Consider the following 23,542-nt stretch of genomic DNA (forward strand, 5'->3'; position numbering starts at 1 on the left):
AATGAAATTCAAATTAAAAGCTGGGCGGTGTGGATACCCACAAAAGACGGAACTCGGTTTTCCCCCGGTTTTCGATGCGGTGCGGCACCGTCGGCTTATAATAGAAGGAGCAACCCTTTTTCAGCCGGAAAGAGCGGCTGCCCAGAAAGAGAACCGCGGTTCCCGAGAGGACGAATCCAAATTCCTCGCCCGGATGGGGAAGATCCTCGCTGGTGGCGGCGCCGGGCTTCAAGGTGAGCAAAATGGGCTCCAGCTCATTTTTCTGCGCATTGGGGATCAGCCAAAGGATGCTTTGGTCATCCTCCACCTTTTCAAACATATCGTCGGAAGAAAAGACGATCTTTTCTTCTCCCCGGTCGCTGAAAAATTCCCCCGGCGTCGTGCCCAGGCATTCCAGGATATCCGTCAGCGTGGCGATGGAAGGAGATGTCTGGTTGCGCTCCAGCTGGGAGATGAACCCTTTGGAGAGTTCGGCCCGGTCGGCAAGCTCTTTTTGTGTCAGGCCATATTGCAGGCGCAGGCTCTGGATTTTTTTACCAATGTCCATGGAATATCTTCCTTTCGCGGGACAGGTGCATACTACTAAACTTCATGTTTAGCGTTACTAAACGCAAACACATATATTTAAGCAAAAACAACAGCAAAAGTCAACATATTTTTTCAAAAAAATCAACTTTTTTTCCGGCGCCTGAAAACCGCTGTTTTTTCCCGAAACCAAGGCAAAAAAACGAGGACTAAGTTTTTTTTAAATTGCAGTTAAGTTGTATAAAAAGTTTATAAATACTAAACACAATTCGCTGGAAGAAAACGGCTGTTTATGGCGCAGAAAAGGCAAAAACAAAAGGTTAGCTTTTGCTTACGGATGATGGGAAAAGATCCATGAAAGAAAGGAACGCGGAAGGAATATGGCGGGCTGTTAGAAAAAGCAGCAGTATCTTATGAGAATGGTATTTGGTAACATACAATAAAAATAAGTCGGAGAAGGATGGTAGGCGGCAAAGAGGGGCGGGACGAAAGGGGAAGAGGAAAGACACTCCTGCCGGCCAGGCGATGCGGTCTGCAAATGCCGGCCGAAGCAGTTTGAAAAAGAGCCGCTCGCCCGCATTGCCGTTGCTTTTTTAGCATCACGGAAACATGCGGGAATGCTCACTGAAAACCTGCGAAACCGATATGGGATACTGCTTTCCCCAAAATACCCGGGAAAATCCTGTTGAAGCGGGAAAAGGCTTCAGCAGGCGAAGGAAAAATAAAAAACGGCGCGGAATTCCGCGCCGTTTTCCTGCAAGGATATTGGATTTACGCCTGGCCGTTGCAGCCCAACACATCCACGATCTTGTGCTTCACCATCTCTTTGATAGCCGTTCTCGCGGGGGAGAGATACTGCCGCGGGTCGAAATCCGAAGGATGCTCAGCCATATGCTTGCGGATAGCCGCCGTCATGGCGAGACGCAGGTCGGAATCGATGTTGATCTTGCAGACTGCGCTTCTGGCCGCCTGACGGAGCATATCTTCCGGAACACCCTGGGCGCCGGGCATGCTGCCGCCATACTGATTGATCATTTCCACAAACTCCGGAACGACCGAGCTGGCGCCGTGCAGCACGATGGGGAAACCGGGCAGAAGCCGGGAAACCTCTTCCAGGATATCGAAGCGCAGCTTGGCTTCGCCCTTGAACTTATAAGCGCCGTGGCTGGTGCCGATGGCGATGGCCAGAGAGTCCACGCCGGTTCTGGAGACGAATTCATTGACCTCTTCGGGCTGGGTATAGGAGGAATCCTCGGCGCTCACCTTGATTTCATCTTCCACGCCTGCCAGACGGCCGAGCTCAGCCTCAACCACAACGCCGTGGTCATGGGCGTATTCGACAACGCGCTTGGCAAGGGCAATGTTTTCCTCAAAGGGAAGATGCGAGCCATCGATCATAACGGAAGTGAAGCCGTCGTCGATGCAGCTCTTGCAGGTTTCAAAGGAATCGCCGTGATCCAGATGCAGGCAGATGGGCAGGCCGGTATCTTCAATGGCGGCTTCCACCAGCTTGCGCAGGTAAATGGGGTTGGCATAGTTGCGCGCACCCTTGGAAACCTGCAGAATCAGGGGAGCGTTTTCTTCCTTGGCCGCTTCCGTGATTCCCTGGATGATCTCCATGTTGTTTACGTTAAAAGCGCCGACCGCGTATCCGCCGGCATACGCTTTCTTGAACATTTCGGTTGTTGTTACTAATGGCATAACCATTCCTCCTAAATGATAATAGTAAATCGTCTAGTCATATTGTGCCAATTTCCCGGCAAAAGGTCAAGCCTTTTTGAAAAAACCGGCCTTCTTTTTTTGCTTTGTTCACAAAATCCTGAGGAAATTTTCCAAAGCGGTTCCGGGAAACTGGAAAGACTTGTATTTTTTTCAGGGGATATGTAAAATATAATATAGAAGTCACAAGCTGTTGATGTAAAACAGCCGTCAATATAGAAACAGGAGGCAAAAAAATATGACAGACCCAAGAATGCGGCAGTTGGCGGAAAACCTGGTGAATTATTCCTGCGCAGTGCAGCCGGGCGAGAAGGTTTTGATTGAGATTTTTGACTGCGAGGATATCGTGGCCGAGGAACTGGTGGCGGCGGTATACAGGGCCGGCGGCGTACCCTTTGTGCATATGATCCGCCCCAAAGTGCAACGGGCGTGGCTGATGAATGCAACGGAAGAACAGATCCGGGAACAGACCAAGTGGGATATGGCCCGCATGAGCGAGATGGACGCCTATATCGCGTTCCGCGGCAACGATAATTCCTCTGAACTGGCGGATGTTCCCGAAGAAAAGCTGAATCTCTATCAGTCCATCTATTCCAAGAGCGTCCATTCCGAGATCCGCGTCAAAAAGACCAAGTGGGTGATCCTGCGGTATCCCAATTCCGCCATGGCCCAGCTCTCCGAGATGAGCACCCGGGCATTTGAGGATTATTATTTTAATGTATGCAACTTAGACTATGGCAAGATGGACAAGGCCATGGATGCCCTGAAGGTCCTGATGGAAAAGACCGACCGGGTGCGCCTGGTATCGCCGGGCACGGATATCGAGTTCTCCATCAAGGGGATCCCGGCCATCAAGTGCGCCGGGAAGATGAATGTTCCGGATGGGGAAATCTATACGGCCCCTGTCATTGACAGCATCAACGGTACCATCACCTTCAACACCCCCAGCTATAACCAGGGATTCAAATTCACCAATATCTCCCTGACGCTGAAAAACGGGGTGATCGTGGAGGCAACATCCAACGACAGCGAGCGGCTGAACAAAATTTTGGATACCGACGAGGGGGCCCGCCGGGTGGGAGAATTCTCCTTTGGCGTAAATCCCTATATCACGCGGCCGATGTGCGACACGCTCTTTGACGAGAAGATCACCGGCTCCATTCATTTCACGCCGGGCTGCGCCTATGACGATGCAGATAACGGTAATCGGAGTGCTGTTCATTGGGATCTGGTGCTGATCCAGACGAAAGAATGGGGCGGCGGCGAGATTTATTTTGACGGAAAGCTCATCCGCAAGGACGGAATTTTCGTGATTCCCGAATTGGAATGCCTGAATCCGGAAAATCTGAAATAAGCGGCCGCAGAGGTTTTCCGGGAAGAGATGAACAAATTATGAATTCCCGGGAAAAAATTGCGGTTTAGTGGAATTCTGAAAGAATATCCCTTGAAATTCCGGGGGAGATAAGCTATAATGTGAATTGTTGTTGATAAATTTTTATCAATACGCTTTGGCCGAATATATACGCTCGTATATAGAAAATATGAGTCGATTTTTTAAGGAGGATTTTATCTATGGCTATTAAAGTAGGTATCAATGGATTCGGAAGAATCGGTCGTCTGGTTTTCCGTGCCGCGGTGAAAAACCCGAATGTGGAAGTTGTTGGAATCAACGACCCCTTCATCAGCCCGGACTACATGGAATATATGCTCAAATACGACAGCATCCAGGGCCGTTTTGACGGCGAAGTTTCCTATACCGACGATTCCATCATCGTAAACGGCAAGGAAACAAAGGTATATGCAGCGATGAACCCCGCGGAGATTCCGTGGTCTGCCTGCGGTGCGGAATACGTCGTGGAATCCACCGGCGTTTTCACCACGATGGACAAGGCTAAGGCTCATCTGGAAGCCGGCGCGAAGAAAGTTGTTATCTCCGCTCCCTCCAAGGATGCTCCGATGTTCGTAATGGGCGTCAACAACGACAAATACGACACCAGCATGGATATCGTTTCCAACGCTTCCTGCACCACGAACTGCCTGGCTCCTCTGGCCAAGGTTATCAACGACAATTTCGGTCTGGTGGAAGGCCTCATGACGACGGTTCACTCCACTACCGCTACCCAGAAAACGGTTGACGGTCCCTCCAAGAAGGACTGGAGAGGCGGCCGCGCTGCTTCTGCCAACATCATTCCTTCCTCCACGGGCGCTGCCAAAGCGGTTGGCAAGGTTATCCCTGAGCTCAACGGCAAACTGACGGGCATGTCCATGCGCGTTCCCACCATTGATGGTTCGGTTGTTGACCTGACCTGCCGTCTGGCGAAGGAAGCTACCTATGAAGAAGTCTGCGCTGCGGTTAAGAAAGCCTGCGAAGGCGAGCTGAAGGGCATCATGTCCTATACGGAAGATGCCATCGTTTCCAGCGATATCCTGGGCGACCCCCATACTTCCATCTTCGATGCGACGGCTGGTATCGCTTTGACCGGCAACTTCATGAAGCTCATCTCCTGGTATGACAACGAGTGGGGTTATTCCAACAAGGTCGTTATGCTCATCGAGCACATGGCTTCTGTAGACGCGAAGTAAAAAGCCCATTGGAATGGGATTTTGAGGATTGGGAACAGAAAAACCAATTCTTTGTGAATTGGTCAAGTATGATAACCTGAATCTCTGATACGATAACCATAAAAGTCCTTTTCGCAAGTCAGCGAAAAGGACTTTTTTTATGAATGCCGCGAAATACGCAGAAGAATCGGCGATTGATTTAAAGACAGGGCTTTGTGCTGGATAAGGAACAAAAGGGATGTAAAACCCAATATATCAAGCAAATTCCCATGGCGCATGGCTCTGAAATATAGGATTGGTAATGTTTGAAAGCAGAAGAGCAATTATTGCCTCTCTTTTTTCGCATAATGGCGGATGAGGCGATCTTATATGCTATGGCAGTGGGCAAATTTAAATATGCAGCTGCCTTGGAAGCAGATTACAATAGGAAATTTCAGAGAGGGAATGGGAGACGAGCCATAGGTTAGGTTGTTTGGACAAAAAGTATGCTTTTTCCTTTCCCAAATGCACAAAATCCGATAAGATCATATGGTTTTGATAGTATCCAATGATTTAGAAACTAGTGGTGGCCTGAGAATAGATTTTGAATAATATGGATATAAAAAATATTTAAAATATAAAAATATTTTTTAAAAAAATTTTAAAATAAGTATTGACTCGCGTTTTTTCTGTGATATACTGAAATTGTTCCGCGGAGGAATACAGAGCAGAGTGAACGGGGCTGTGTACCCTGTAATATTTAAACTTTAAAAGCGAGGTATGAGCTATGAGAAACATTTTTACATTTTGTCTTGACTGCGCCGATATCGACAGCATCAAAAAGGGTTTAGAGTATTATCCTCTTCATGAATTCAGCATGAATCCCTCCATTGTGAAGCGCGATCTGGCTGGGAAAAACATCTCCTTTTTTGACGCGGTGAACGAAATCCGCGGAGTCATCGGCGATGAGGTTCGTTTCCATGTGCAGACGGTGGGCGATACTGCAGATGAAATCATTCGCGATGCGGAAGCGATCCGCAGCCGTGTGAAGGGCGATCTGCTGCATGTCAAGGTTGACGCTTATGAGGAAGGCTATAAGGCCATGAAATACCTGAAGGCAAACGGTTTCAAGGTGACGGCTACGGCGATCGCTTCCATTACGCAGGCTCTTGTGGCCATTGAATGCGGGGCAGATACAGTGGCGGTTTATGTCGGCAGACTGGATAACATTTCCGGCAACGGCATTGAGGTTGTCCGCGGAATCCGTCAGGTTATGAATGCCCATAACATCGATGATGTGGAGCTTTCTGCGGCATCGATCCGGACGGCGCATCAGGTAGAACAGGCAGCTCTGGCCGGGGCGGATCAGGTGGCGGTTGGCCTTGATATTTTGAAAGCCTGCGCGAACCATCCGCTGACAGATCTGAGCGTAAAGCAGTTTGTTTCGGACTGGGAGAGCCTCTATGGCGAGGGCAAGAGAGTATATAATCTGTAAAAATTAACTTATATAGAGAGATCAAAGCCGGCGCTTATAAGCGCCGGCTTTGATCTTACAGCGAAAAGGCAGCGCGGCATGGAGATATGGATAGGATTTTGCCGCTGAAAATTTTTCGGCGGAAGAACGGCAGGATTTTGCGGCGGCAGGAGAGAAGATTACATAATTATCCCGGCTTAGAAAAATCTGCAAGCCCGGCGCAGGATTGGGGACGCCGGGAGAACATATGCCGCTATGAAAAATGCCAACATCAAAATGGCTGTTTCCATTCCATGGCAGAGGGAGCATAAATGAAAGAATTGGAGTATTTTTATATCGATGGGGAGCTTGGATGGAACCAGAATCAGTTTCCCGGGTGGGCGATGCGCAACGGCGGCTGTGCCGCGGTCACGGTCTGTGATTTGTGCATCTGCCTGGCACGGCAAAAAGGGCTTTCGGCACTCTATCCCTTCGATCCATTCCATGTGGAAAAACAGGAATATCTGGCCTTTTCGGAACAGATAAAACCCTATCTGCATCCCCGCTGGCAGGGAATCGATACCCTGGAGCTGTATCTTTCCGGTCTTTTGGGGTACTGGCGCGATGCTGGGGCGGCATCTCTTCTGGGAAAAGGACTTCCGGGGGCCGCACCCTGGCAACAGGCCGGAGAGTTAATCAAAAAGCAAGTAGATTCTTCCATCCCCGTGCCCTGCCTGTTGTTAAACCACAAGGGCAGCACCTTTAAGGACTTTCAGTGGCATTGGTTCAATATCGCAGGATATGAGGAGTTCGATGGGGAATTTTATGTGAAAGCCATTACTTATGGCAGCTTTTTCTGGATGAATTTGCAGGAGCTATGGGATACAGGCTACCGCCGCAAGGGCGGGTTGATTCAAATCGAAATGCAGTAAAGTAAAATATAGCAGCAGCGGTTGGGGAACTCTATTTGCAAAAGGGATACGTCAAACGGCGGAGGAGGGGTTCCGGAAGAACAGCAAACAGACTGCTCCAAGAGGCCGCGGCCGCCGGCATAAAGAAAATGAGCATGCTTCATCAGGGACTTTATGGGACAAGTCCCTTCTTTATAAAAAATATATGGGGTACGGGGAAAATGCTTATACCATAGAGCTTTGATAGCCCTCGCCCCAATTTTGCATCGCATCCAAAACCGGCTTCAGACTTTTGCCAAGCTCGGTCAGTGAGTATTCTACCCGCGGGGGAACTTCTGCATAAACTGTGCGGATGAGCAATCCGCTTTTTTCCATATCCCGAAGCTGGGCGGTCAACACCTTTTGGGATACACTGCCAATGGATTTTTTCAGCTCTCCAAAGCGTTTGGTTCCGGGAAGAAGGTCACGCAGAATCAGCACTTTCCATTTATCCCCAATCAGCATCAGGGTGGTTTCCACCGGGCAGGCAGGAAGGCCTTTTGTTATTTTCTGTTCACTCATAGCAGGAATCTCCGATCTCAAATATGGTTTCCGTTTCCTTTTTAGTAGTATATTAAAATTATACTATATAGCCTTTTTGGATGCAAGCATTCTAAAGGAAAGCAAGATTCTTTATTATTTATAAAAATTTTTTATAATGCTTGTTATGGTGAAAAATCCCATTACAACGCAAAGGTTTCCTCGTGGTAACTTCCCAATAGTATCTATTTAGTAACTACAGCACAAAAAAGTGCTTACTTTACATATGAAACCAAAATGCCTATACTTAAGGCAAGGGCAGAGGATACCGGCCGGATCCCAACCCGCAGGCAAAAGAATGAAAAGGATGAACCGTAGAGGAGGTTATTGCTATGAAAAAGAATACATGCAAAACGATGACGCTTTCCAAAGGCGAGATGAATGTTTATGACTTTGGCGATATGAGGCTTCATGCATATAAGACCAATGATTTGATTGATGACGAAGTATTTATTGTTGAAAAGGACGGAAAGGCCGTTATTATCGAGTCTCCCTGCTTTTTCGATAATATCCGCGAACTTACCGCCTATTTGAAAGATATGGAGATTGCGGGAATGCTCATCGCCTATCATGGGGCGGGCGCGTCATTTCTGCCGGATGCTGCGAAATATGCAACGAAAAACGCCGTTGATTATTCGGAAAACGGCGGCGGAAAAGCGCTGATTGATAATTTTACAACCGCTTTTGGGGATGCTTTCGATTCTTCGGTCCATAAGATTACCCATGTTGTTGGAGAAGGAAATGTGACGATCGGCGGCATGGATTTTAAGATCAAACAGACATCGGAGGCTTTTGATATTGAAATTCCACAAATCAATGCCGTATATACCCATATGCTGGGGCATGACTGCCATTCCATCGTGGCGGGCGCTGGCCATGCCGACGCTATGATTGCAGAGCTGCGCGGTTATCTGGATCGGGGATATGATCTGATTCTGACGTCCCATTATACGCCAGAGGATTTGAAAGATGTGGAAACCAAGATCGCATATCTGGAAAATCTGAAGAAAATAGCGGCCGAAAGCCGGGATGCCGAAAGCTTCAAGGAAGAAGTAAACCGGCAGTATCCGCAATACAGCGGGCAGAATTATCTGGATATGACGGCAGGCTTCTTTTTCGGATAATAATTCGAATGCGGGCTGGGTTTATCCCGGCCCGCACGAAAGATACATGGGTAAGATGGCAGGAATGAACTATTTGCAATATATACACAAAAATATTCATACGGTCGTTGCAGCCGTTGCCGATGACGCAGGTTTGCCGGTCACCTGCGCAGTTGATATAATGGATAGTGATGAAAACAGCTTGTTTTTTCTTACTGCCAGAGGCAAGGGATTTTATAAACGGCTGAAACGGCGCGGCTATATGGCGCTGACCGGAATCAAGGGAACGGATACCCTCTCCTGCGCGGCAATCTCTCTTCGGGGTAAGGTTCGGGAGCTGGGAGCAGAGAAAATTCCGGAGATGTTTGAAAAAAATCTGTATATGAAGGAAATCTATCCGACCAAGGAATCCCGGAGGAGTCTTACTGTTTTTCAGCTTTATGAGGGGAACGGTGAATGGTTTGACCTTGCCCAAAAGCCTATGGAGAGGTTTTCTTTTGCTTTTGGTCAGGCTGCGTCAAAACCGGAAGAATATTATTATATCACGGACGCATGCACGGGATGCCGGAGATGTGAAGCGGTCTGTCCGCAGAAGTGCATCGATATCTCTGGTGTTCCGGCGGTAATCCGTCAAATACACTGCCTGCATTGCGGGAGCTGCAGAATGATCTGTCCGCAGAACGCAGTGAGATGGGGGGAGGGATGAAAGATGACCCAGAAGGAAAGGCGTCTTTATTTAATCCGGGAGCTTCTTAAAGAACAGCCGCAATATGCGGGAATGCAAATCCCGGCGGGCGAAGAGGAGCAAAGGAGCCTGCTCCGCTCCTTGTTCAACATGCGAATGCCGGCGCCGGCGGATGCGGAATTTCTGGCTGTGCAGGATGAGTATCTCCGGGAGGAAATCCAGCGCAGAGGAATTACCCCCTTATCGGATCTTCAGCCGGTGCAGGAGGGTATCTATCTTTGGCGGGGAGACATCACTACACTCCAGTGCGACGCTATCGTAAACGCGGCAAATTCGCAGATGCTGGGCTGCTTTATCCCCTGCCACAGATGCATTGACAACGCCATTCATACCTTTGCGGGTATCCAGCTGCGTTTGGCCTGTGCAGAGCTGATGCAGTGCCAGGGGCGTGAGGAGGAAAGCGGAAAGGCAAAAATTACGCCTGCATTTAACCTGCCCTGCAAATATATTCTACACACCGTGGGGCCTATCGTCCATGGCCGCCTCACGGAGAAGGATCAGGAAATGCTCGCTTCCTGCTATCGCTCCTGTCTGAATCTTGCTGCGAAAAACCGGGTAAAAAGCATTGCTTTCTGCTGCATATCGACAGGGGAATTCCATTTCCCCAACGAGAGGGCGGCAGAGATCGCGGTTCAAACTGTAAAAGATTACCGAAGGGAAGCCGGCGGGGGCGGGGAAATCGAGGTGATATTCAATGTTTTTAAAGAAGCCGATTTCAGCATCTATCAAAATCTGTTGGGAACAGCAGGTGGAAAGGCTGAAAAATGAAATAGAAACCTCCGACGCCATTGTTGTCGGCGCGGGTGCCGGAATGTCTGCCGCCGCCGGGATGGACTATGACGGAGAGCGGTTTGAAAAGAACTTTTCGGATTTTCATAAAAAATATGGCATTCAGGATATGTATTCCGGCGGGTTTTATCCATATGAAACACCGGAGGAATACTGGGCCTGGTGGAGCCGCCATATTCTCATCAACCGATATGAAGCCGGAGCAGGAAAGCCCTATGGAAACTTGTTGGAGCTGATTCGGAAAAAGGATTATTTCGTTATCACTACCAATGTGGACCACCAGTTCCAGCTTGCCGGCATCGATAAAAAGCGGCTGTTCTATACGCAGGGGGACTATGGCTTATGGCAGTGCTCCAAGCCCTGCCATCAAAGGACCTATGACAATGAAATGGAGATCCGGCAGATGGCGGCCCGGCAGAAGGATATGAAAATCCCTGCGGAGCTGGTTCCCCATTGCCCGGTGTGCGGCGCGCCCATGACGATGAATCTGCGGATTGATACGGCGTTTGTGCAGGATGAAGGCTGGTATGCCGCGGCTGAGCGGTATGAGGATTTTATCCGCCGCCATATGGGCCGGCATGTTTTGTTCCTGGAGCTGGGCGTGGGGTCAAATACCCCGGGGATCATTAAATATCCCTTCTGGCGGATGACGGCGGAAAACCCAAAGGCGGTGTATGCCTGCGTCAATTCGGGAGAAACCCTCTGCCCGCCGGAGATTGCGAGGCAGTCCATCTGCATCCGAGGGGATATCCGGCAGGTGCTGGAGGACATTGCGCAAAAAGATTGAAAGAAATAGAAGGGCTGGATGCCTATGGGGAAATATTCCATATTTATGGTTGGGATAGCCGTTTCTCGGCCATCTATGTGTCCGGCGATGCAGCAGAACGGGATATGAAGGATATTTCCTGGAGCATCTATGCGGATATTATAAAGCCAACAGCCGGAATATAAAACCGGGATTCCCTTGGGGGTCCCGATTTTTCTTTCTCTTCCGTTTGTGCTATGATACATAATGAGAACAACAGAAAACGAAGGAAGGGAAAGGCCATGCGGTGTACCTGCGAAAATTGCGGCACCTATATGATTCAGAAGGAAGATTTAAAGCTGGGCTGCGTATGCCCGGAATGTGGAGCGCGCTGCAATGCCTGTCTGGGAACAAAGAGCGTTCTTTCCCGGGAGGAGATTGCGGCCATGCGGGAAAACCCGGAACAAGTGCTGGCGCGCATTTCCGAAGTTTTCAAAAACTATGAATGATTCAATTGTTTGCGATTGACATGGCAGAAGGCAGCCCATAGGCGCTTTCCGCCGATAAAACGGCGTTTTCAATGGCGCGTGCCATGACTTCGGCAGCCAGTGTGCCCACGACATCCAGATTTGCCGGGACGTCTCCCATAGACAGGGCATAGATGCTGTCGCCATCGGCAGAGGTGTGAACCGGGCAGATCGCGCGGGCATAGCCGTTATGAGCCATGGCGGCCACTTTGTTGAGCGGCGTTTTGGTCAGCTTGGCGTTGGTGAGGATCACGCCCAGGGTTGTGTTCCCGGCAAACAGGTTGGCAGGGCGCTCCAGCATGGTGTACATGCTCTCAAGCGAGCCGCGCATGCCATCTTTATTGGGATTCAGCAGGCCGGCGATGCGGCGGCCCTCCGGCGAGAAAATGTCGCCCAGGGCGTTTACTGCCACAAGCGCGCCTACCTGAAGCGGCCCCACTTCCACCGCATAGGCGCCTAACCCGGATTTCATGGCATATTCCATGCCCAGCAGCTTTCCCACGCTGGCGCCGGTGCCGGCTCCGGCGTTGCCGAAGGCGGGCTGGTTCTTTTCAGCATCCAGGCAGGCCTGATAGGCCATCTCGGGAGTCGGCCGGGCGGAGGGGCTGCCCACGCCCAGGTCATAGAGACAGGAGGCGCAGACCAGGGGGACCCGAGCGAATCCGGTGTCAAAGCCGATTTCCTTTTCTTCCAGATACTGCATGACGCCCCCGGCGGCATGCAAGCCAAAGGCGCTGCCGCCGCTCAACAGGACCGCATGGATGGCCTCGCAGGCGGCAACCGGCTTCAAAAGCTCGCTTTCCCGGGAGGCAGGGCCGCCGCCCCGGACATCCAGTCCCGCTGGGGCACCCTTTTCGCAGAGAAGGACTGTGCAGCCGGTAGCCCCCTCGGAATCCTGCGCATTTCCGATGCGGATATTTTCTATATTAGTGATGGGAATTTCTTTCATCGGGGTTCCTCCTTTATTTCTTTGACTATAGTATATCACAAACGGCGCGTTACGGATGGGGAATATTGCAGGGAGAGAATCCGAAAGCATCATATCCAATATGGAATGCCTGAATTTATGATAAGAAAAAAAGAACGGAAGGTTTTCCGTTCTTTTTGCTTTCCGCTGTTATCTTGCATAGAGAAGCCGACTGTCTGTATCGTTATAGAGATACCAGAAATGGTTCCGGGTCGGCTCGGGATGCGTGGTATCCGTGGGAGGGCAGTCAAAGGTCATATCGCAGCGGTCGGTCTTCTTCAAATAGAGAATATGGTGCTGGAATTCGCCGGTGCTGGGGTCTTTATACCATTCTTCCCAGGGATATCCCGCTTCCAACATCTCATCCGAGGGAATGCAGTGGACAATATATCCCCCCAGATGCTCCAGTGTGTAGCTGAACCACCGATAGCCGCTATACTGTTCATCTGTCTTTTCGTTTAATCCGCTGATGATGGCATTGGAATCCAGACCAATGGCATCATATGCCTGCAATACGCCGTTTTCGATGAGCATTTCCTTTAATTTCATCGAGATTTCCTCCTGATTCTTTTTTCTGAATTGAAATTGCCGGGCGGACGCCGCCCATATTTCTATTATAGCGGTGCAGAGGGCGCCTGTCAAAGCGGAAAAAAGGGGCCTGAGAGAAAATATACATTTCCAGATAAATATACATTTTTTTATGCAGCAGGAGCAATAAAAAATGGCGGATTTCCCGGAAAAACGGGAAATTATCTATTGCTTTTTATTCTTGGGTGAGTATAATTATAAATACATGTAAAGTTTCTATTATTTTTTGGAGGAGAAACAGAAATGAAAAAGTTGCACAAAATCCTGGCTATGTGCCTGGCACTTGTTATGATGGCGGTTGTCTTTGGCGCCTGCAGTGCGCCGCCGGCGGAGGCTCCCTCGGGTTCGGCTTCCACGGAAGCGACGGCTCCGGCTTCCCCCAGTGAATCGGCTTCGGACGCGTCGTCTGGGGATTCCGCTGTTGCAGCCATCAAGGCGAAGGGTGAGCTTGTGATGCTGACCAACGCGGCATTCCCGCCCTTTGAATATCTGGGCGACGACCAGCAGCCCGCGGGCGTGGACATCGACGTTGCACAGGCCATCGCAGATGAGCTGGGCGTAGAGCTGAAGGTTGTGGATATGGAGTTTGACGGCATTGTCCCCGCGCTGATGGCGGGTAAGGGCGACATCGGTGCAGCCGGCATGACCGTTACGGAAGAGCGTCTGGAGAGTGTGGATTTCTCCACAAAGTATGCAACCTCTTCCCAGTATATGATCGTGAAGAAGGATTCCGACATTGCCACAAAGGATGACCTGAAGGGCAAGAAGATCGGCGTTCAGCAGGGAACCACCGGCGATATCTATGCTACTGACGAGGATGGTGAAAACGGCGTAGAGGCCGAGGAAGTCCTGCGCTACAGCAACGCCATGGGCGCTGCGATGGCTCTCATGAGCGACAAGATCGACGTTGTTATCGTCGACGAGCTTCCGGCGAAATCCATCGTTGCGGAAAATGACTCCCTGAAGATGATTGATGAAAAACTGACCACCGAGCAGTATGCTATCGCTGTCAAGAAGGATTCGGATCTGACGGCGGAGATCAACAAGGTTCTGGATAAGCTGATCGCAGACGGAACAATCGACGAACTGATTCTGAAGCACACGACAGAGGAATAAAAACGCGGGAAAACCGCGAAAACGGGAAAAGGAGAAAAGGCCGGCGGCCTTTCCTCCTCTTTTCGCATTATGAGACAGGAAAGGAAATAGAAACGTGTTTGATGACTTGCCCGGCCAAATTCATAAGGCTATTATTGAAGCTGACCGCTGGAAGCTCTATCTGGACGGTCTTGGAACGACCATCCTGATTGCGGTGGGGGCGGTTCTCATCGGCCTTCTGCTGGGATCGCTGGTGGGAATTGCAAAGGTGCACACGGCCAGTGTGCGCAAGCGCAGATGGTATCATAAGATTTTGAACGCCATATGCAATATTTATCTGACGGTGATCCGCGGAACGCCTATGGTCACCCAGCTTCTTATCATGGTAAATATTGTGTTTGCAGCGGCGAAAGTGGAGCATTCCATCTATGTCGCCATGCTGTCCTTCGGCATCAATTCCGGCGCCTATGTGGCGGAAATTATCCGCGCGGGGATCAACGCTGTAGACCGCGGGCAGATGGAAGCGGGGCGCTCTTTGGGGCTGCCCGGCGGAAAGACCATGCGGCTGATCATTCTGCCCCAGGCGGTGAAAAATATTTTGCCGGCGCTGGGCAACGAGTTCATTGTGCTGGTGAAAGAGACGGCGGTTGTGGGATATGTGGCGGTGCAGGATCTGACAAAGGCTGCCAACTGGATTCAGACAAAGACCTTCCAGCCCGTGGTGCCGCTGCTGCTTTCTGCGCTTATCTATCTGGTTCTTGTCATGCTCATGACCTGGGGCCTTAAGAAACTCGAGAGGAGGCTTGGCAAGAGTGATTACCGTTAAAGATTTACACAAGCATTTTGGAGAAATCAAGGCGCTCAATGGGATTGATCAGGAGATCAAAAAGGGCGAAAAGGTGGTTATCATCGGGCCGTCTGGCTGCGGAAAGAGCACGTTTCTGCGCTGTCTGAACCTGCTTGAGGTTCCCACCTCCGGCGAGATCTGGTTCGAGGGAAATTTGATAACCGATGAGAAATGCGATATCAATAAACTGCGGCAGAAGATGGGCATGGTGTTCCAGCAGTTTAATCTTTTTCCTCATAAGACGATATTGCAAAACATCACGCTGGCGCCCACCGTGCTGGGACTGATGACTCCCGAGGAAGCCAAGGAAAAGGCGCTGGGGCTGCTCAAGCGGATTGGCCTGCCGGATAAGGCAGACAGCTATCCCGCCCAGCTTTCCGGCGGTCAGAAACAGCGCATCGCCATCGTGCGGGCGCTGGCGATGAACCCGGATGTGATGCTCTTTGATGAACCGACTTCTGCGCTGGACCCGGAGATGGTGGGCGAGGTGCTGGAAGTTATGAAAGAGCTGGCGGAAGAGGGTATGACCATGGTGGTCGTCACCCATGAAATGGGATTTGCCCGGGAGGTTGCAACCCGCTGCCTCTTTATGGACGGCGGACGGGTGCTGGAAGAAGCGCCGCCCGCAGAGTTTTTCTCCCATCCCAAGAATCCGCGGCTGCAGGATTTCCTTTCCAAAGTTCTATAATGCAAAAGTAAAAAGCCTTCCGCTTTTGCCGGAGGGCTTTTTTGCTGCCATGAAGTGCCTGGGAGATATCCTTATCCTGCCTGCTAAAGCTATTGAAAAATGCGAATAATGAAAAAAAGAAAGAAGAGAAAGACGCAAACGCTCGGTGAAACGCCCATAAAGAGGGAAAGCGGGAGATAGATAAGAGGAGGGGAATAACAACAAAACCCCTCCGGCTGGGGATTCTCCAAAAGGAGAACTGCTTCGCAGCCGGAAGGGGGACTTGTGCCAGAAGATTCCGCAAAAGAACGGAAAGAATGATTTTACTGATAAACCATGGGCATGGAATATGAAATTTTCCTTTACTTTTCCTTTGGAGAGACGACCTGCGGCAGAGGCTGTGCCTTTTTATTGAATACACTGAACAGTATCAGGCTGAGAATGATGACGGCGCCGCCCACATAGGTGGAGGTATCCGGCCAGGTTCCCGCGATCAGAAGATTCAGCACCATGGAAACCAGGGGTGTGGCAAACATATAGTTGGATACGATGGTGGTCTTGCTGGCCATGGAGAGGGCGAGAGTCCAGAGAACAAAGCCAACCGCCGTTGGGACAAGGCCCAGATATGCGGCAATCATCGTGTGTTCCATGGGAGCCGCCTGCAGCTGCGGGAGCAGTTCGGGCAGAAAGACGAACAGCATGATAGCTCCGGCCACAATACTATAGATAGCGGTGGAAAGCGGCGTATAATCCTTGCTATATTGCCGCTGGGTGATATTATAGCCGCTGAAAAGCATGGCGCTGGCCAAGACCCAGAGGATTCCGATATTGATGGAAAGTGCGCCGTTCCAAAGGGTTAAAATGAGGATGCCGCCAAAGCCGATGGCGATGGAGACCCAGCCCAGAAACCGGATTTTCTCCCGAAACAGGAAATGCGAGAGAATAGCCGTGAAAACAGGGTTCATTGCCAGAACGACGCTGCATGTCGTCCCGGAAAGGGTCTGTGCTCCGATATTATAGGCCACCATATAGACGGTGATTCCCAGGGCGCCGGCCAGGAAAAACTTGGGGACATCCCGCAGTTTGGGCAGGCCGATGCGTTTGATACAGCCAAAAATGACAAGGGCCGCAGCCCCAAACATATACCGCAGCAGTGAAAGTGCCGTGGGGGAATAGGACTGGAGGGCATAAGGCGTCAGGACATAGGACGAAGCCCATAAAACAATGGTAATCGAAGCGAGAATATGGCAAAGCCAATCCTTATTTTGCGTGCTCATTTTTTCCTCCCAATTTCAACATCAACATGCTTCTCAATATACCCGTCCAAATAAAAAATGTCAAGTATGATGGGAAATTAACAAAAAGACAAATTTTCAATGGGATTCATATGATTTTTGTTATATATTTCTAGGAAAATATAAAAACGGCTGGGGATAGCCGTTGGTTTTGGGGATTATGCGGAGCTATAGCCAGGCAAACACACGGTCGGTGAAAAGTATGCCGTCGAGATGGTCAATCTCGTGGCAGAGGCATTTGGCCAATTCTCCCTCGCCGGGAATAAAAATGGATTTTCCCCGGGCATCCAGGGCCTGAACAACAACCCTTTGCGGGCGGCGGGTTTTTCCATAGCGGCCAGGGATGCTTAAACATCCTTCGACGCACTCTTGCTCTCCCCGGGAATCGATGACGACGGGGTTGACCAGCTGAAGCAGCCCGGCCCCCGTATTCACCACGATCAGGCGTTTCAAAATCCCCACCTGGTTGGCGGAAAGGCCGGCGCCATTGGGCGTGTTATAGAGCGTATCCGCCATATCCTGAAGAATTTTTTGGATGGAGGAATCGACCTGGCGGACAGGAAGACTAACCTGCCGCAGAATAGGATCGCCTTCATAGCGCAAAAAACGAATGGCCATTATTCCACCTCCCGAAATCTTTTGCCGGATCTGAGGGCCCGGCGAAAGGAGCTGCATGCGCTTCGATGGGGAAATGGGCAAAGAATATTTTTCGGATTTGCCTGAAGCAGCACTGGTGGAGGAGCCTGTATTGCGGAAATCTTTCCAGAATTATGTATGCTGCAAAATGAATCCATTCTCTAAATACCCCCTCTTGGTATGCCGGGATTACTATAAGTCAGGGCCTTTGCAAAGTCAAGGGATGACCGGCGCGGCGGACAGGATTTTTTGAACGACCCGATAGAAGGATGCGGCGGCATCCCGCTCCAGAAAAGGTGTGTGGCCGCAGGAGGGAAACAGAACCAACTGATAGGGGATTTGTGTGCTCTGCAGGGGAGTCAGTACTCCATCCAAAGGATGGGGGTCCTGTTCTCCATGAAGCACAAAGACCGGACAGGCGATCCTCTTTAAAGCCTGCAAGAATCCGCCCGCATTGCGCAGTGTTTCGGCTTCGCCCCAGATGGACGCATAGGCGGCGGCATCTGTATTTCCCGGCTCCTGGAGAGACAGGGGAGCGACGGCGTCTGCCTTTTCTGCCAAAAGGCCCAGTTCGGATAAGAGTCCGTCTCTGTTTTGCTGAGAGGGCGATGAGAGAATGCGCGAAAGCTCGAGAAACCGGGCCGCGTCGGCCGCCGAAAGATTTTTCAGACGGCGGTCGGTAATTTGTCCGGCAAAATCTGCCGTGAGGGGCGGGCAGGAGACGAGAAGGAGCTGCTGCACAGCGCCGGGATGCCGGGCGGCAAAGAGAAGCGCCAGCATAGCCCCCCAGGAATGACCAAGAAGAGAGCAGGGAAGGCTGGCAGCGCCAAGCTGCATCTCCAATTCCTTCAAAAGGCCGGCAATAGAGTGGGCCGACTGCCATGGCTCGAGAATCCCCTGGGTTTTGGAAAGCTCCCTGGCAGCAATGGCCGCCGAACCGGGCGCTCCCGGGCCGCCATGCAGAAATACAGCCCGATACGGCGGTTTTCCATGCAGATAGATCATTGCGTCATCCTCCTGCTCATAGTATATGCATTGTACCACGAAAGGGAGCCGATGGAAAACAGTTTGCGGACAGACACCCAAAATATGGAAGATGAGGGCAGCTGCGCGAAATTCGTTGACAAGCGTCGAAGTTTTCGGTATAATTTACGTAGTATGAAATAAACTTGTAATACTTTTGTAATATTTAATGACGTATTAAAGCGGATTTCAGAGAATTGTGATTGTTTGTGCAGGGGGCATTTGGAATGAGAAAACGTTGGAAAGCAGGAATTTTGGCTTTTGCCATGCTGGCGGCCTTCTTTTTATGTATCCCGGTTTCCCAGGCAGTGGACTACGATACAGTGCGCGTAAAGCTGTCCATCGCGTCCGCTTCCACCAATGTGCAGCTCACAACCCCCTATACCTTAGCAGAGGACGGCAGCACTTTAGCCGCCGGGACTTATAAAGTTGCTGTCAGCGGCAGTTCGGTAAATATTTCTGGAAACGGCGTCAATAAAACGCTGGCAAGCGTCACGCTGAAGCGGACAGGTTCGGGCTATATTAAACTCACGCGGATTTATGGAAGCGAGAGCAAATTGTGCAGCTATCTCGGCAACATTTCCTTTAAGGTGAGCGGCGGCAAGCTTCTGGCTGTCAATACCGTTTCCATGCAGGAATACCTTTATGGCGTCGTTGGTTTTGAAATGAGCAATTCCTTCCCGCTGGAGGCCCTGAAGGCTCAGGCGGTCTGCGCCCGGGGATATGCGGCGATGCGCCTGAAATCCTCGGCGAGCGACTACGATATTGGGGATACTTCCAGCGACCAGGTATATAAAGGATATGATTCTACCATTAAAAATGTAATCCGGGCTGTGGATGAGACGAAAGGCGAAGTTCTCACATATAATGGAAAGATCATCACGACCTATTATGCTGCCAGCAACGGCGGGCAGACCGAGCTGCCGGGAAACGCCTGGGGCAACGGCGAATCGGCGAATAAAGAAGCGCCCTATCTTGCCCAGCATGACGATCCCTATGACCTGGAGAATGCTTCCAGCAAGGAAAAGATCATGTTCATCCCTTCGCAGGTGGAGGGCTCAAAATACGATGCGGTTACATCCTCGGGCGGCAAAATCGTCCGGGTGGTGAATATCAATTCCTCCTGCAATGTCCGCAGCGGGGCGGGAACCACAAACTCCATTATTGGGTCGGCCCCGGTGAACGCCGTCTATGACTATCTGGGAGAGGCCCGGGACAAGGACGGGGATCTGTGGTATATGATCGACTATAACGGCAAAACCGGCTATCTTTTCAGCTCCTATGGGCAGGTGGATGAGAGCGGCCGCTATACCTATGGCAACGGTGCGCTGACCGAAATGCAGGAAAAGGCGCAGGCCGTTTTGAAATCTCAGGGCATTTCGGTTGCCAGCCCGCGGGATATCAAGATCATCACGGTCAACAGCATGAAAAACGATAAACAGCAGTGGCCGGGAACGGCCAGCCGGTGCTATGTAACGGCAACGGCGAACATTACGGTGAAATATGTCCCTTCGGGATCTTCGGAGCTGTCCGGCGCCAAGGCAATTTCGGTTACGCTGGATCTCATGAACAAGAATTCCAGCGGGAAATATGTTTTGACCCATGATTATTTGGATTCCACCCTGCGGATGCGGGGTGTGAGCGAAACCAGCGGGGGCTTCAACATCACCTGCCGGCGCTGGGGCCATGGCGTGGGCATGAGCCAGCGGGGCGCCCAGACGATGGCCCAGAACCATAACAAGGGATATAGAGAGATTCTGGCGTTTTATTTTGTGGGAACGGATATTACCAACCTGGGGTCGTCGGATCCGACGCCTACCCCCACCGCGACGCCGGCTCCCACGCCCTCCACATCCGGAGGAGCGTCAACACCCAAGCTCACCAGCTCCAAATATAAGGTGGGGAGCAGCAATATTACCGGGCTTTCCGAGAATCTTTCTGTCAGCAATCTGCTCTCCGGGCTAAAGGCTGAAAATGGATCGGTGCGGGTGGTGACTTCCGGCGGGGCGGCAAAGACGTCCGGGAATGCCGTGACAGGCGATGTGGTGCAGCTTTATAATTCCAGCGGCAAGCTGGCGCAAAGCTTCACTGTGATCCTCTATGGCGATCTGAACGGCGATGGAAAGATTTCGCTGGTGGACCTGCTCCAGCTGCAAAAACACTTGCTGGGCGCCAGCACGGCAAAGGGGGCCAGTCTGACGGCCGCAGATACTTCCAAGGATGGAAAGGTGACCATTTTGGACCTGTTGCAGCTGCAAAAGCATCTGCTGGGCGCATCCACCATCGCGCAATAGGAGGAATATATGAAAAATCAGCGGGGATTTCGCCGCATTATCATAGGGATTTTGCTGGTCTGTCTGTGTATTTTTCCGGCCGCGGCCGGGGCGGCAGCCAAGGCCAGCGCATCTGTGCAGATGGAAGTGGCGCCTTCCCATGTCGCCAATGGACAGGTGTTCACCGTGACCATCACGTTTGTGAGTACGGGGGACAGCATTGGAGCGCTGGATGCCAAGATTTCCTATGACAGCAACAAAATGGAATACCTGTATGGCAGCAACGCGGTCTTTGCCAGCGGCGGAAACGGCGGAATTTCGGATTCGGGCAGCGAAAATGAATTCCAGAAGAGCTATGAGCTGACCTTCCGGGCAAAAGCCGAGGGTTCTGCCAGCTTTGCAGTTTCCAGCAGTGAAGTTGTGGGATATACGAGCGGCCAGGATCTGGGCGCGCCCAACAAAAAGATCAGCATTGCCATTGGCAGCGGTTCCCCGGAGAGTGACCCGGCGGAGACGCCCGCATCTTCTTCGCCTGTACCGGGCGAAGAGGAACCCATTGAGATGCAGGCAGATGGAAAGACCGTCTATGTTTTGCGGAGCCTGGAAAATGTGACGTTGCCGGAAGGCTATGTGGCCGGCATGCTGACGCTGGGAGAGGAAGAGGTGCCCTGTGCCCGGGGAGAAAAGACCGGGCTGCTGCTGGTCTATACCGTGGATACTTCCGGGCAATATGCCTTTTATTGCTATAATGCCGCTTCCGGGACACTGTTCCCCTTTGTGACGGTGGCTTCATCGGGTTCTTATGTCTTTTTGCGGGAGGGAACAGAGATCCCCGAGGGCTTTGAAGAAGTGTCGATTCAAATAAATGGAGCCCAGGTGCAGGCATGGCGTCAGACCTCCGGCCCGCAGGATTTTTATCTGGTCTATGCTATGGACGAAGAAGGCCGGGCAGGCTACTATATGTATGATGCCGGCGAGGGAACCCTGCAGCGGGCCTGGACGGAAACCGTGGAAAAGCCGGCGGAGCCGGAAGCTGTGCCGACGCCCGCGCCCCAGAAGCCCATGGGATATCTGGAAACTGTGGCGAGCCAGCCGTTGCTCTTTGCCGTCCTGGCCGTATTCACGGCGGCGGTCGTCGTGCTGCTGGTGCTGGTCATTGTGCAGGCGAGAAAGAAGAAAAAACATTTTTAAGTGATGGAAATATCGAGCGAAGAGAAAGGACGAAGTATGAACCACGCAAAGAAACGGGGCCTTCTGATTTTAATGATACTCTGCCTGGTGGTGAGCCTTTTCCCCATGCAGGCATTGGCGGCCAGCGCATCGGTTTCGGCCAGCCCTTCCAGCGTAAAGCCCGGGGCGACGGTGAGTGTCAAGGTAACCTTTAAGGGAACAAACATCGGCGCAGTACAGGGGAAGTTTTCCTATGATTCCAGTGTGCTGCAATATGTATCGGGAAGCGGAACCCACAGCAACGGGAATATTGTTTTATATGCGGGTGGCAGCGGGCAGTCATCTCTGAGCACGACGATCACGTTTAAAGCCCTGAAAGCCGGGTCTGCAACGATTTCCGTATCGGCCAGCGAAATCCTGGATTGGGATTACAACTCACTTGGAACGGCTAAGGGGAGCGCGAAGGTTACGGTGCAGGCGGCCAGCACACCCAAACCCAGTCCGACAAAGACCAACAAGCCGGCGACTTCGACTCCGAAAGCCACAAAAACCAGCAAGCCCGCAACGTCTTCGGATAAAGCGTCGGCCTCGCCCAAGGCATCTCCTACGGCAACGGTCACCGCATCACCCTCCCCGACTCCGGTTCCGGTGACGGTGAAGGTAGGGGATAAGGAGCTGCAGGTGGCAAATACCCTGGAGGGAGTAACCCTGCCCGAAAATTTTGTGGCAGGGCAGGCAGCTTATAACGGCGCTGCGGTTCCCGCGGCTCTGGATGAACAGCGGGGAATTTCACTGCTCTATCTGCTGGATGAGCAGAATGCCGGGAGCTTTTATGTCCTGAATGCGGCGGGCGACGGCGTATATCCGTATGTGCAGATGACCAGCGGCGGGACATATACCATCCTGCAAAAAGAGGACAGTGTTTCTGCGCCCGAGGGATATGCAGAAACAACGCTCTCTATCGGGGAGCAGACGGTTGCGGCCTGGCAGCTGGAGGGGCAGACTGCTCCGGATTTCTATCTGGTCTATGCCATGAACGCATCGGGAACCAAGGGCTGGTATACCTATGATGCGGCGGAAGGAACGATGCAGCGGTATGTTGAGCGGACGGCTGTCATCGAAAAGGAGGAGCCGGCAGAAGAGACGGCCGGCCCGGAACAGGTGGCTCCGGAAGCGCCCAAGGAGAATCCTGGATTCTTTGCGGCCCTCACGGGAAATACTGGCGTTCTGATCACTGTGATCGTGCTGGTGGTTCTCTGCATCGGCCTGGCAGTGACGCTGTTCATCCTTTGGAAGAAGGGGAAAAAACCTCCGTTCACGGATAATGGACCGCAGGAATAATGC

23 protein-coding genes are annotated in these 23,542 nt (G+C 51.5%); 15 read left to right on the top strand and 8 right to left on the bottom strand.

The genetic code is table 11. The features are described from left to right. Nucleotides 1-13: 13 nt before the first annotated feature. A complete protein-coding gene (locus H8693_RS00080; RefSeq protein WP_249279267.1) occupies nucleotides 14-547 on the bottom strand; it encodes a cupin domain-containing protein in 534 nt (177 codons plus the stop codon). Between the two features lie 749 nt (nucleotides 548-1,296). Then, nucleotides 1,297-2,226 carry a class II fructose-1,6-bisphosphate aldolase gene (gene fba, locus H8693_RS00085; protein ID WP_249279268.1) on the bottom strand — a complete coding sequence of 310 codons (930 nt, stop codon included), beginning with the start codon at nucleotides 2,224-2,226 and terminating at the stop codon, nucleotides 1,297-1,299. A 256-nt stretch (nucleotides 2,227-2,482) separates the two neighbouring features. Here fba and H8693_RS00090 point away from each other — a divergent pair, with 256 nt between their 5' ends. From H8693_RS00090 to H8693_RS00105, 4 genes are all read left to right on the top strand, one after another. Further along, the gene (locus H8693_RS00090) at nucleotides 2,483-3,598 is read left to right on the top strand and encodes an aminopeptidase (RefSeq protein ID WP_249279269.1); all 1,116 of its coding nucleotides are present in this window, start codon (nucleotides 2,483-2,485) and stop codon (nucleotides 3,596-3,598) included. Nucleotides 3,599-3,816: 218 nt separating this feature from the next. Continuing rightward, complete coding sequence (gene gap, locus H8693_RS00095) at nucleotides 3,817-4,827, top strand: type I glyceraldehyde-3-phosphate dehydrogenase (RefSeq protein ID WP_249279270.1); 1,011 nt, start codon at nucleotides 3,817-3,819, stop codon at nucleotides 4,825-4,827. Between the two features lie 745 nt (nucleotides 4,828-5,572). Continuing rightward, a complete protein-coding gene (locus H8693_RS00100) occupies nucleotides 5,573-6,280 on the top strand; it encodes a transaldolase family protein (protein WP_249279271.1) in 708 nt (235 codons plus the stop codon). A 290-nt stretch (nucleotides 6,281-6,570) separates the two neighbouring features. Then, on the top strand, nucleotides 6,571-7,170 hold the full coding sequence (locus tag H8693_RS00105) for a hypothetical protein (protein WP_249279272.1): 600 nt from the start codon (nucleotides 6,571-6,573) through the stop codon (nucleotides 7,168-7,170). A gap of 204 nt (nucleotides 7,171-7,374) precedes the next feature. Here H8693_RS00105 and H8693_RS00110 read toward each other — a convergent pair whose 3' ends face one another. After that, nucleotides 7,375-7,710: a winged helix-turn-helix transcriptional regulator gene (locus H8693_RS00110; RefSeq protein ID WP_249279273.1), complete on the bottom strand. Its 336-nt coding sequence runs from the start codon at nucleotides 7,708-7,710 to the stop codon at nucleotides 7,375-7,377. A 350-nt stretch (nucleotides 7,711-8,060) separates the two neighbouring features. On the opposite strand from H8693_RS00110, the gene H8693_RS00115 reads away from it, so the two are divergent. The 5 genes from H8693_RS00115 (at nucleotide 8,061) to H8693_RS00135 (ending at nucleotide 11,619) form a co-directional block, all read left to right on the top strand. Then, nucleotides 8,061-8,852, top strand: coding sequence for a hypothetical protein (locus H8693_RS00115; RefSeq protein WP_249279274.1), 792 nt, complete (start codon nucleotides 8,061-8,063; stop codon nucleotides 8,850-8,852). A 55-nt stretch (nucleotides 8,853-8,907) separates the two neighbouring features. After that, on the top strand, nucleotides 8,908-9,537 hold the full coding sequence (locus H8693_RS00120) for a 4Fe-4S binding protein (RefSeq protein WP_249280083.1): 630 nt from the start codon (nucleotides 8,908-8,910) through the stop codon (nucleotides 9,535-9,537). A gap of 3 nt (nucleotides 9,538-9,540) precedes the next feature. Beyond that, the gene (locus tag H8693_RS00125) at nucleotides 9,541-10,344 is read left to right on the top strand and encodes a protein-ADP-ribose hydrolase (RefSeq protein ID WP_249279275.1); all 804 of its coding nucleotides are present in this window, start codon (nucleotides 9,541-9,543) and stop codon (nucleotides 10,342-10,344) included. After that, entirely contained in the window at nucleotides 10,271-11,152 is an 882-nt protein-coding gene (locus tag H8693_RS00130) for an SIR2 family NAD-dependent protein deacylase (RefSeq protein WP_249279276.1), read from the top strand. The genes H8693_RS00125 and H8693_RS00130 overlap by 74 nt, the downstream gene beginning before the upstream one ends. A gap of 260 nt (nucleotides 11,153-11,412) precedes the next feature. Then, entirely contained in the window at nucleotides 11,413-11,619 is a 207-nt protein-coding gene (locus H8693_RS00135) for a hypothetical protein (RefSeq protein WP_178619661.1), read from the top strand. 1 nt (nucleotide 11,620) lies between these two features. Here H8693_RS00135 and H8693_RS00140 read toward each other — a convergent pair whose 3' ends face one another. After that, nucleotides 11,621-12,586 carry a P1 family peptidase gene (locus H8693_RS00140; protein WP_249279277.1) on the bottom strand — a complete coding sequence of 322 codons (966 nt, stop codon included), beginning with the start codon at nucleotides 12,584-12,586 and terminating at the stop codon, nucleotides 11,621-11,623. A gap of 168 nt (nucleotides 12,587-12,754) precedes the next feature. After that, nucleotides 12,755-13,153, bottom strand: a complete 399-nt coding sequence (locus H8693_RS00145; RefSeq protein WP_249279278.1) for a hypothetical protein — start codon at nucleotides 13,151-13,153, stop codon at nucleotides 12,755-12,757. 282 nt (nucleotides 13,154-13,435) lie between these two features. On the opposite strand from H8693_RS00145, the gene H8693_RS00150 reads away from it, so the two are divergent. From H8693_RS00150 to H8693_RS00160, 3 genes are all read left to right on the top strand, one after another. After that, complete coding sequence (locus tag H8693_RS00150; RefSeq protein WP_249279279.1) at nucleotides 13,436-14,308, top strand: transporter substrate-binding domain-containing protein; 873 nt, start codon at nucleotides 13,436-13,438, stop codon at nucleotides 14,306-14,308. 94 nt (nucleotides 14,309-14,402) lie between these two features. Next, a complete protein-coding gene (locus H8693_RS00155; RefSeq protein ID WP_178621119.1) occupies nucleotides 14,403-15,113 on the top strand; it encodes an amino acid ABC transporter permease in 711 nt (236 codons plus the stop codon). Beyond that, complete coding sequence (locus H8693_RS00160) at nucleotides 15,100-15,822, top strand: amino acid ABC transporter ATP-binding protein (protein ID WP_178621117.1); 723 nt, start codon at nucleotides 15,100-15,102, stop codon at nucleotides 15,820-15,822. Before H8693_RS00155 ends, H8693_RS00160 begins: the two co-directional genes overlap by 14 nt. Before the next feature lie 341 nt (nucleotides 15,823-16,163). Here the strand turns inward: H8693_RS00160 and H8693_RS00165 are convergent, their stop codons facing one another. From H8693_RS00165 to H8693_RS00175, 3 genes are all read right to left on the bottom strand, one after another. After that, nucleotides 16,164-17,078 carry a DMT family transporter gene (locus H8693_RS00165; protein WP_249279280.1) on the bottom strand — a complete coding sequence of 305 codons (915 nt, stop codon included), beginning with the start codon at nucleotides 17,076-17,078 and terminating at the stop codon, nucleotides 16,164-16,166. A 186-nt stretch (nucleotides 17,079-17,264) separates the two neighbouring features. Beyond that, on the bottom strand, nucleotides 17,265-17,714 hold the full coding sequence (gene def / locus H8693_RS00170; protein ID WP_249279281.1) for a peptide deformylase: 450 nt from the start codon (nucleotides 17,712-17,714) through the stop codon (nucleotides 17,265-17,267). A gap of 234 nt (nucleotides 17,715-17,948) precedes the next feature. Then, complete coding sequence (locus H8693_RS00175; protein WP_249279282.1) at nucleotides 17,949-18,737, bottom strand: alpha/beta fold hydrolase; 789 nt, start codon at nucleotides 18,735-18,737, stop codon at nucleotides 17,949-17,951. Nucleotides 18,738-18,982: 245 nt separating this feature from the next. On the opposite strand from H8693_RS00175, the gene H8693_RS00180 reads away from it, so the two are divergent. From H8693_RS00180 to H8693_RS00190, 3 genes are read left to right on the top strand one after another with little or no spacing between them, the layout of a single operon-like run. Continuing rightward, complete coding sequence (locus tag H8693_RS00180) at nucleotides 18,983-21,049, top strand: SpoIID/LytB domain-containing protein (protein WP_249279283.1); 2,067 nt, start codon at nucleotides 18,983-18,985, stop codon at nucleotides 21,047-21,049. A 9-nt stretch (nucleotides 21,050-21,058) separates the two neighbouring features. Continuing rightward, the gene (locus H8693_RS00185; protein ID WP_249279284.1) at nucleotides 21,059-22,219 is read left to right on the top strand and encodes a hypothetical protein; all 1,161 of its coding nucleotides are present in this window, start codon (nucleotides 21,059-21,061) and stop codon (nucleotides 22,217-22,219) included. A 36-nt stretch (nucleotides 22,220-22,255) separates the two neighbouring features. After that, the gene (locus H8693_RS00190; protein WP_249279285.1) at nucleotides 22,256-23,539 is read left to right on the top strand and encodes a cohesin domain-containing protein; all 1,284 of its coding nucleotides are present in this window, start codon (nucleotides 22,256-22,258) and stop codon (nucleotides 23,537-23,539) included. The last annotated feature ends 3 nt before the right edge of the window (nucleotides 23,540-23,542 follow it).

It is taken from the genome of Guopingia tenuis, assembly GCF_014384805.1.
GTDB lineage: Bacteria > Bacillota > Clostridia > Christensenellales > Christensenellaceae > Guopingia > Guopingia tenuis.

Coding starts and splice junctions, on each gene's coding strand:
- H8693_RS00080 (WP_249279267.1), bottom strand. CDS start 547: ATGGACATTGGTAAAAAAATCCAGAGCCTGCGCCTGCAATATGGCCTG.
- fba (WP_249279268.1), bottom strand. CDS start 2,226: ATGCCATTAGTAACAACAACCGAAATGTTCAAGAAAGCGTATGCCGGC.
- H8693_RS00090 (WP_249279269.1), top strand. CDS start 2,483: ATGACAGACCCAAGAATGCGGCAGTTGGCGGAAAACCTGGTGAATTAT.
- gap (WP_249279270.1), top strand. CDS start 3,817: ATGGCTATTAAAGTAGGTATCAATGGATTCGGAAGAATCGGTCGTCTG.
- H8693_RS00100 (WP_249279271.1), top strand. CDS start 5,573: ATGAGAAACATTTTTACATTTTGTCTTGACTGCGCCGATATCGACAGC.
- H8693_RS00105 (WP_249279272.1), top strand. CDS start 6,571: ATGAAAGAATTGGAGTATTTTTATATCGATGGGGAGCTTGGATGGAAC.
- H8693_RS00110 (WP_249279273.1), bottom strand. CDS start 7,710: ATGAGTGAACAGAAAATAACAAAAGGCCTTCCTGCCTGCCCGGTGGAA.
- H8693_RS00115 (WP_249279274.1), top strand. CDS start 8,061: ATGAAAAAGAATACATGCAAAACGATGACGCTTTCCAAAGGCGAGATG.
- H8693_RS00120 (WP_249280083.1), top strand. CDS start 8,908: ATGGCAGGAATGAACTATTTGCAATATATACACAAAAATATTCATACG.
- H8693_RS00125 (WP_249279275.1), top strand. CDS start 9,541: ATGACCCAGAAGGAAAGGCGTCTTTATTTAATCCGGGAGCTTCTTAAA.
- H8693_RS00130 (WP_249279276.1), top strand. CDS start 10,271: ATGTTTTTAAAGAAGCCGATTTCAGCATCTATCAAAATCTGTTGGGAA.
- H8693_RS00135 (WP_178619661.1), top strand. CDS start 11,413: ATGCGGTGTACCTGCGAAAATTGCGGCACCTATATGATTCAGAAGGAA.
- H8693_RS00140 (WP_249279277.1), bottom strand. CDS start 12,586: ATGAAAGAAATTCCCATCACTAATATAGAAAATATCCGCATCGGAAAT.
- H8693_RS00145 (WP_249279278.1), bottom strand. CDS start 13,153: ATGAAATTAAAGGAAATGCTCATCGAAAACGGCGTATTGCAGGCATAT.
- H8693_RS00150 (WP_249279279.1), top strand. CDS start 13,436: ATGAAAAAGTTGCACAAAATCCTGGCTATGTGCCTGGCACTTGTTATG.
- H8693_RS00165 (WP_249279280.1), bottom strand. CDS start 17,078: ATGAGCACGCAAAATAAGGATTGGCTTTGCCATATTCTCGCTTCGATT.
- def (WP_249279281.1), bottom strand. CDS start 17,714: ATGGCCATTCGTTTTTTGCGCTATGAAGGCGATCCTATTCTGCGGCAG.
- H8693_RS00175 (WP_249279282.1), bottom strand. CDS start 18,737: ATGATCTATCTGCATGGAAAACCGCCGTATCGGGCTGTATTTCTGCAT.
- H8693_RS00180 (WP_249279283.1), top strand. CDS start 18,983: ATGAGAAAACGTTGGAAAGCAGGAATTTTGGCTTTTGCCATGCTGGCG.
- H8693_RS00185 (WP_249279284.1), top strand. CDS start 21,059: ATGAAAAATCAGCGGGGATTTCGCCGCATTATCATAGGGATTTTGCTG.
- H8693_RS00190 (WP_249279285.1), top strand. CDS start 22,256: ATGAACCACGCAAAGAAACGGGGCCTTCTGATTTTAATGATACTCTGC.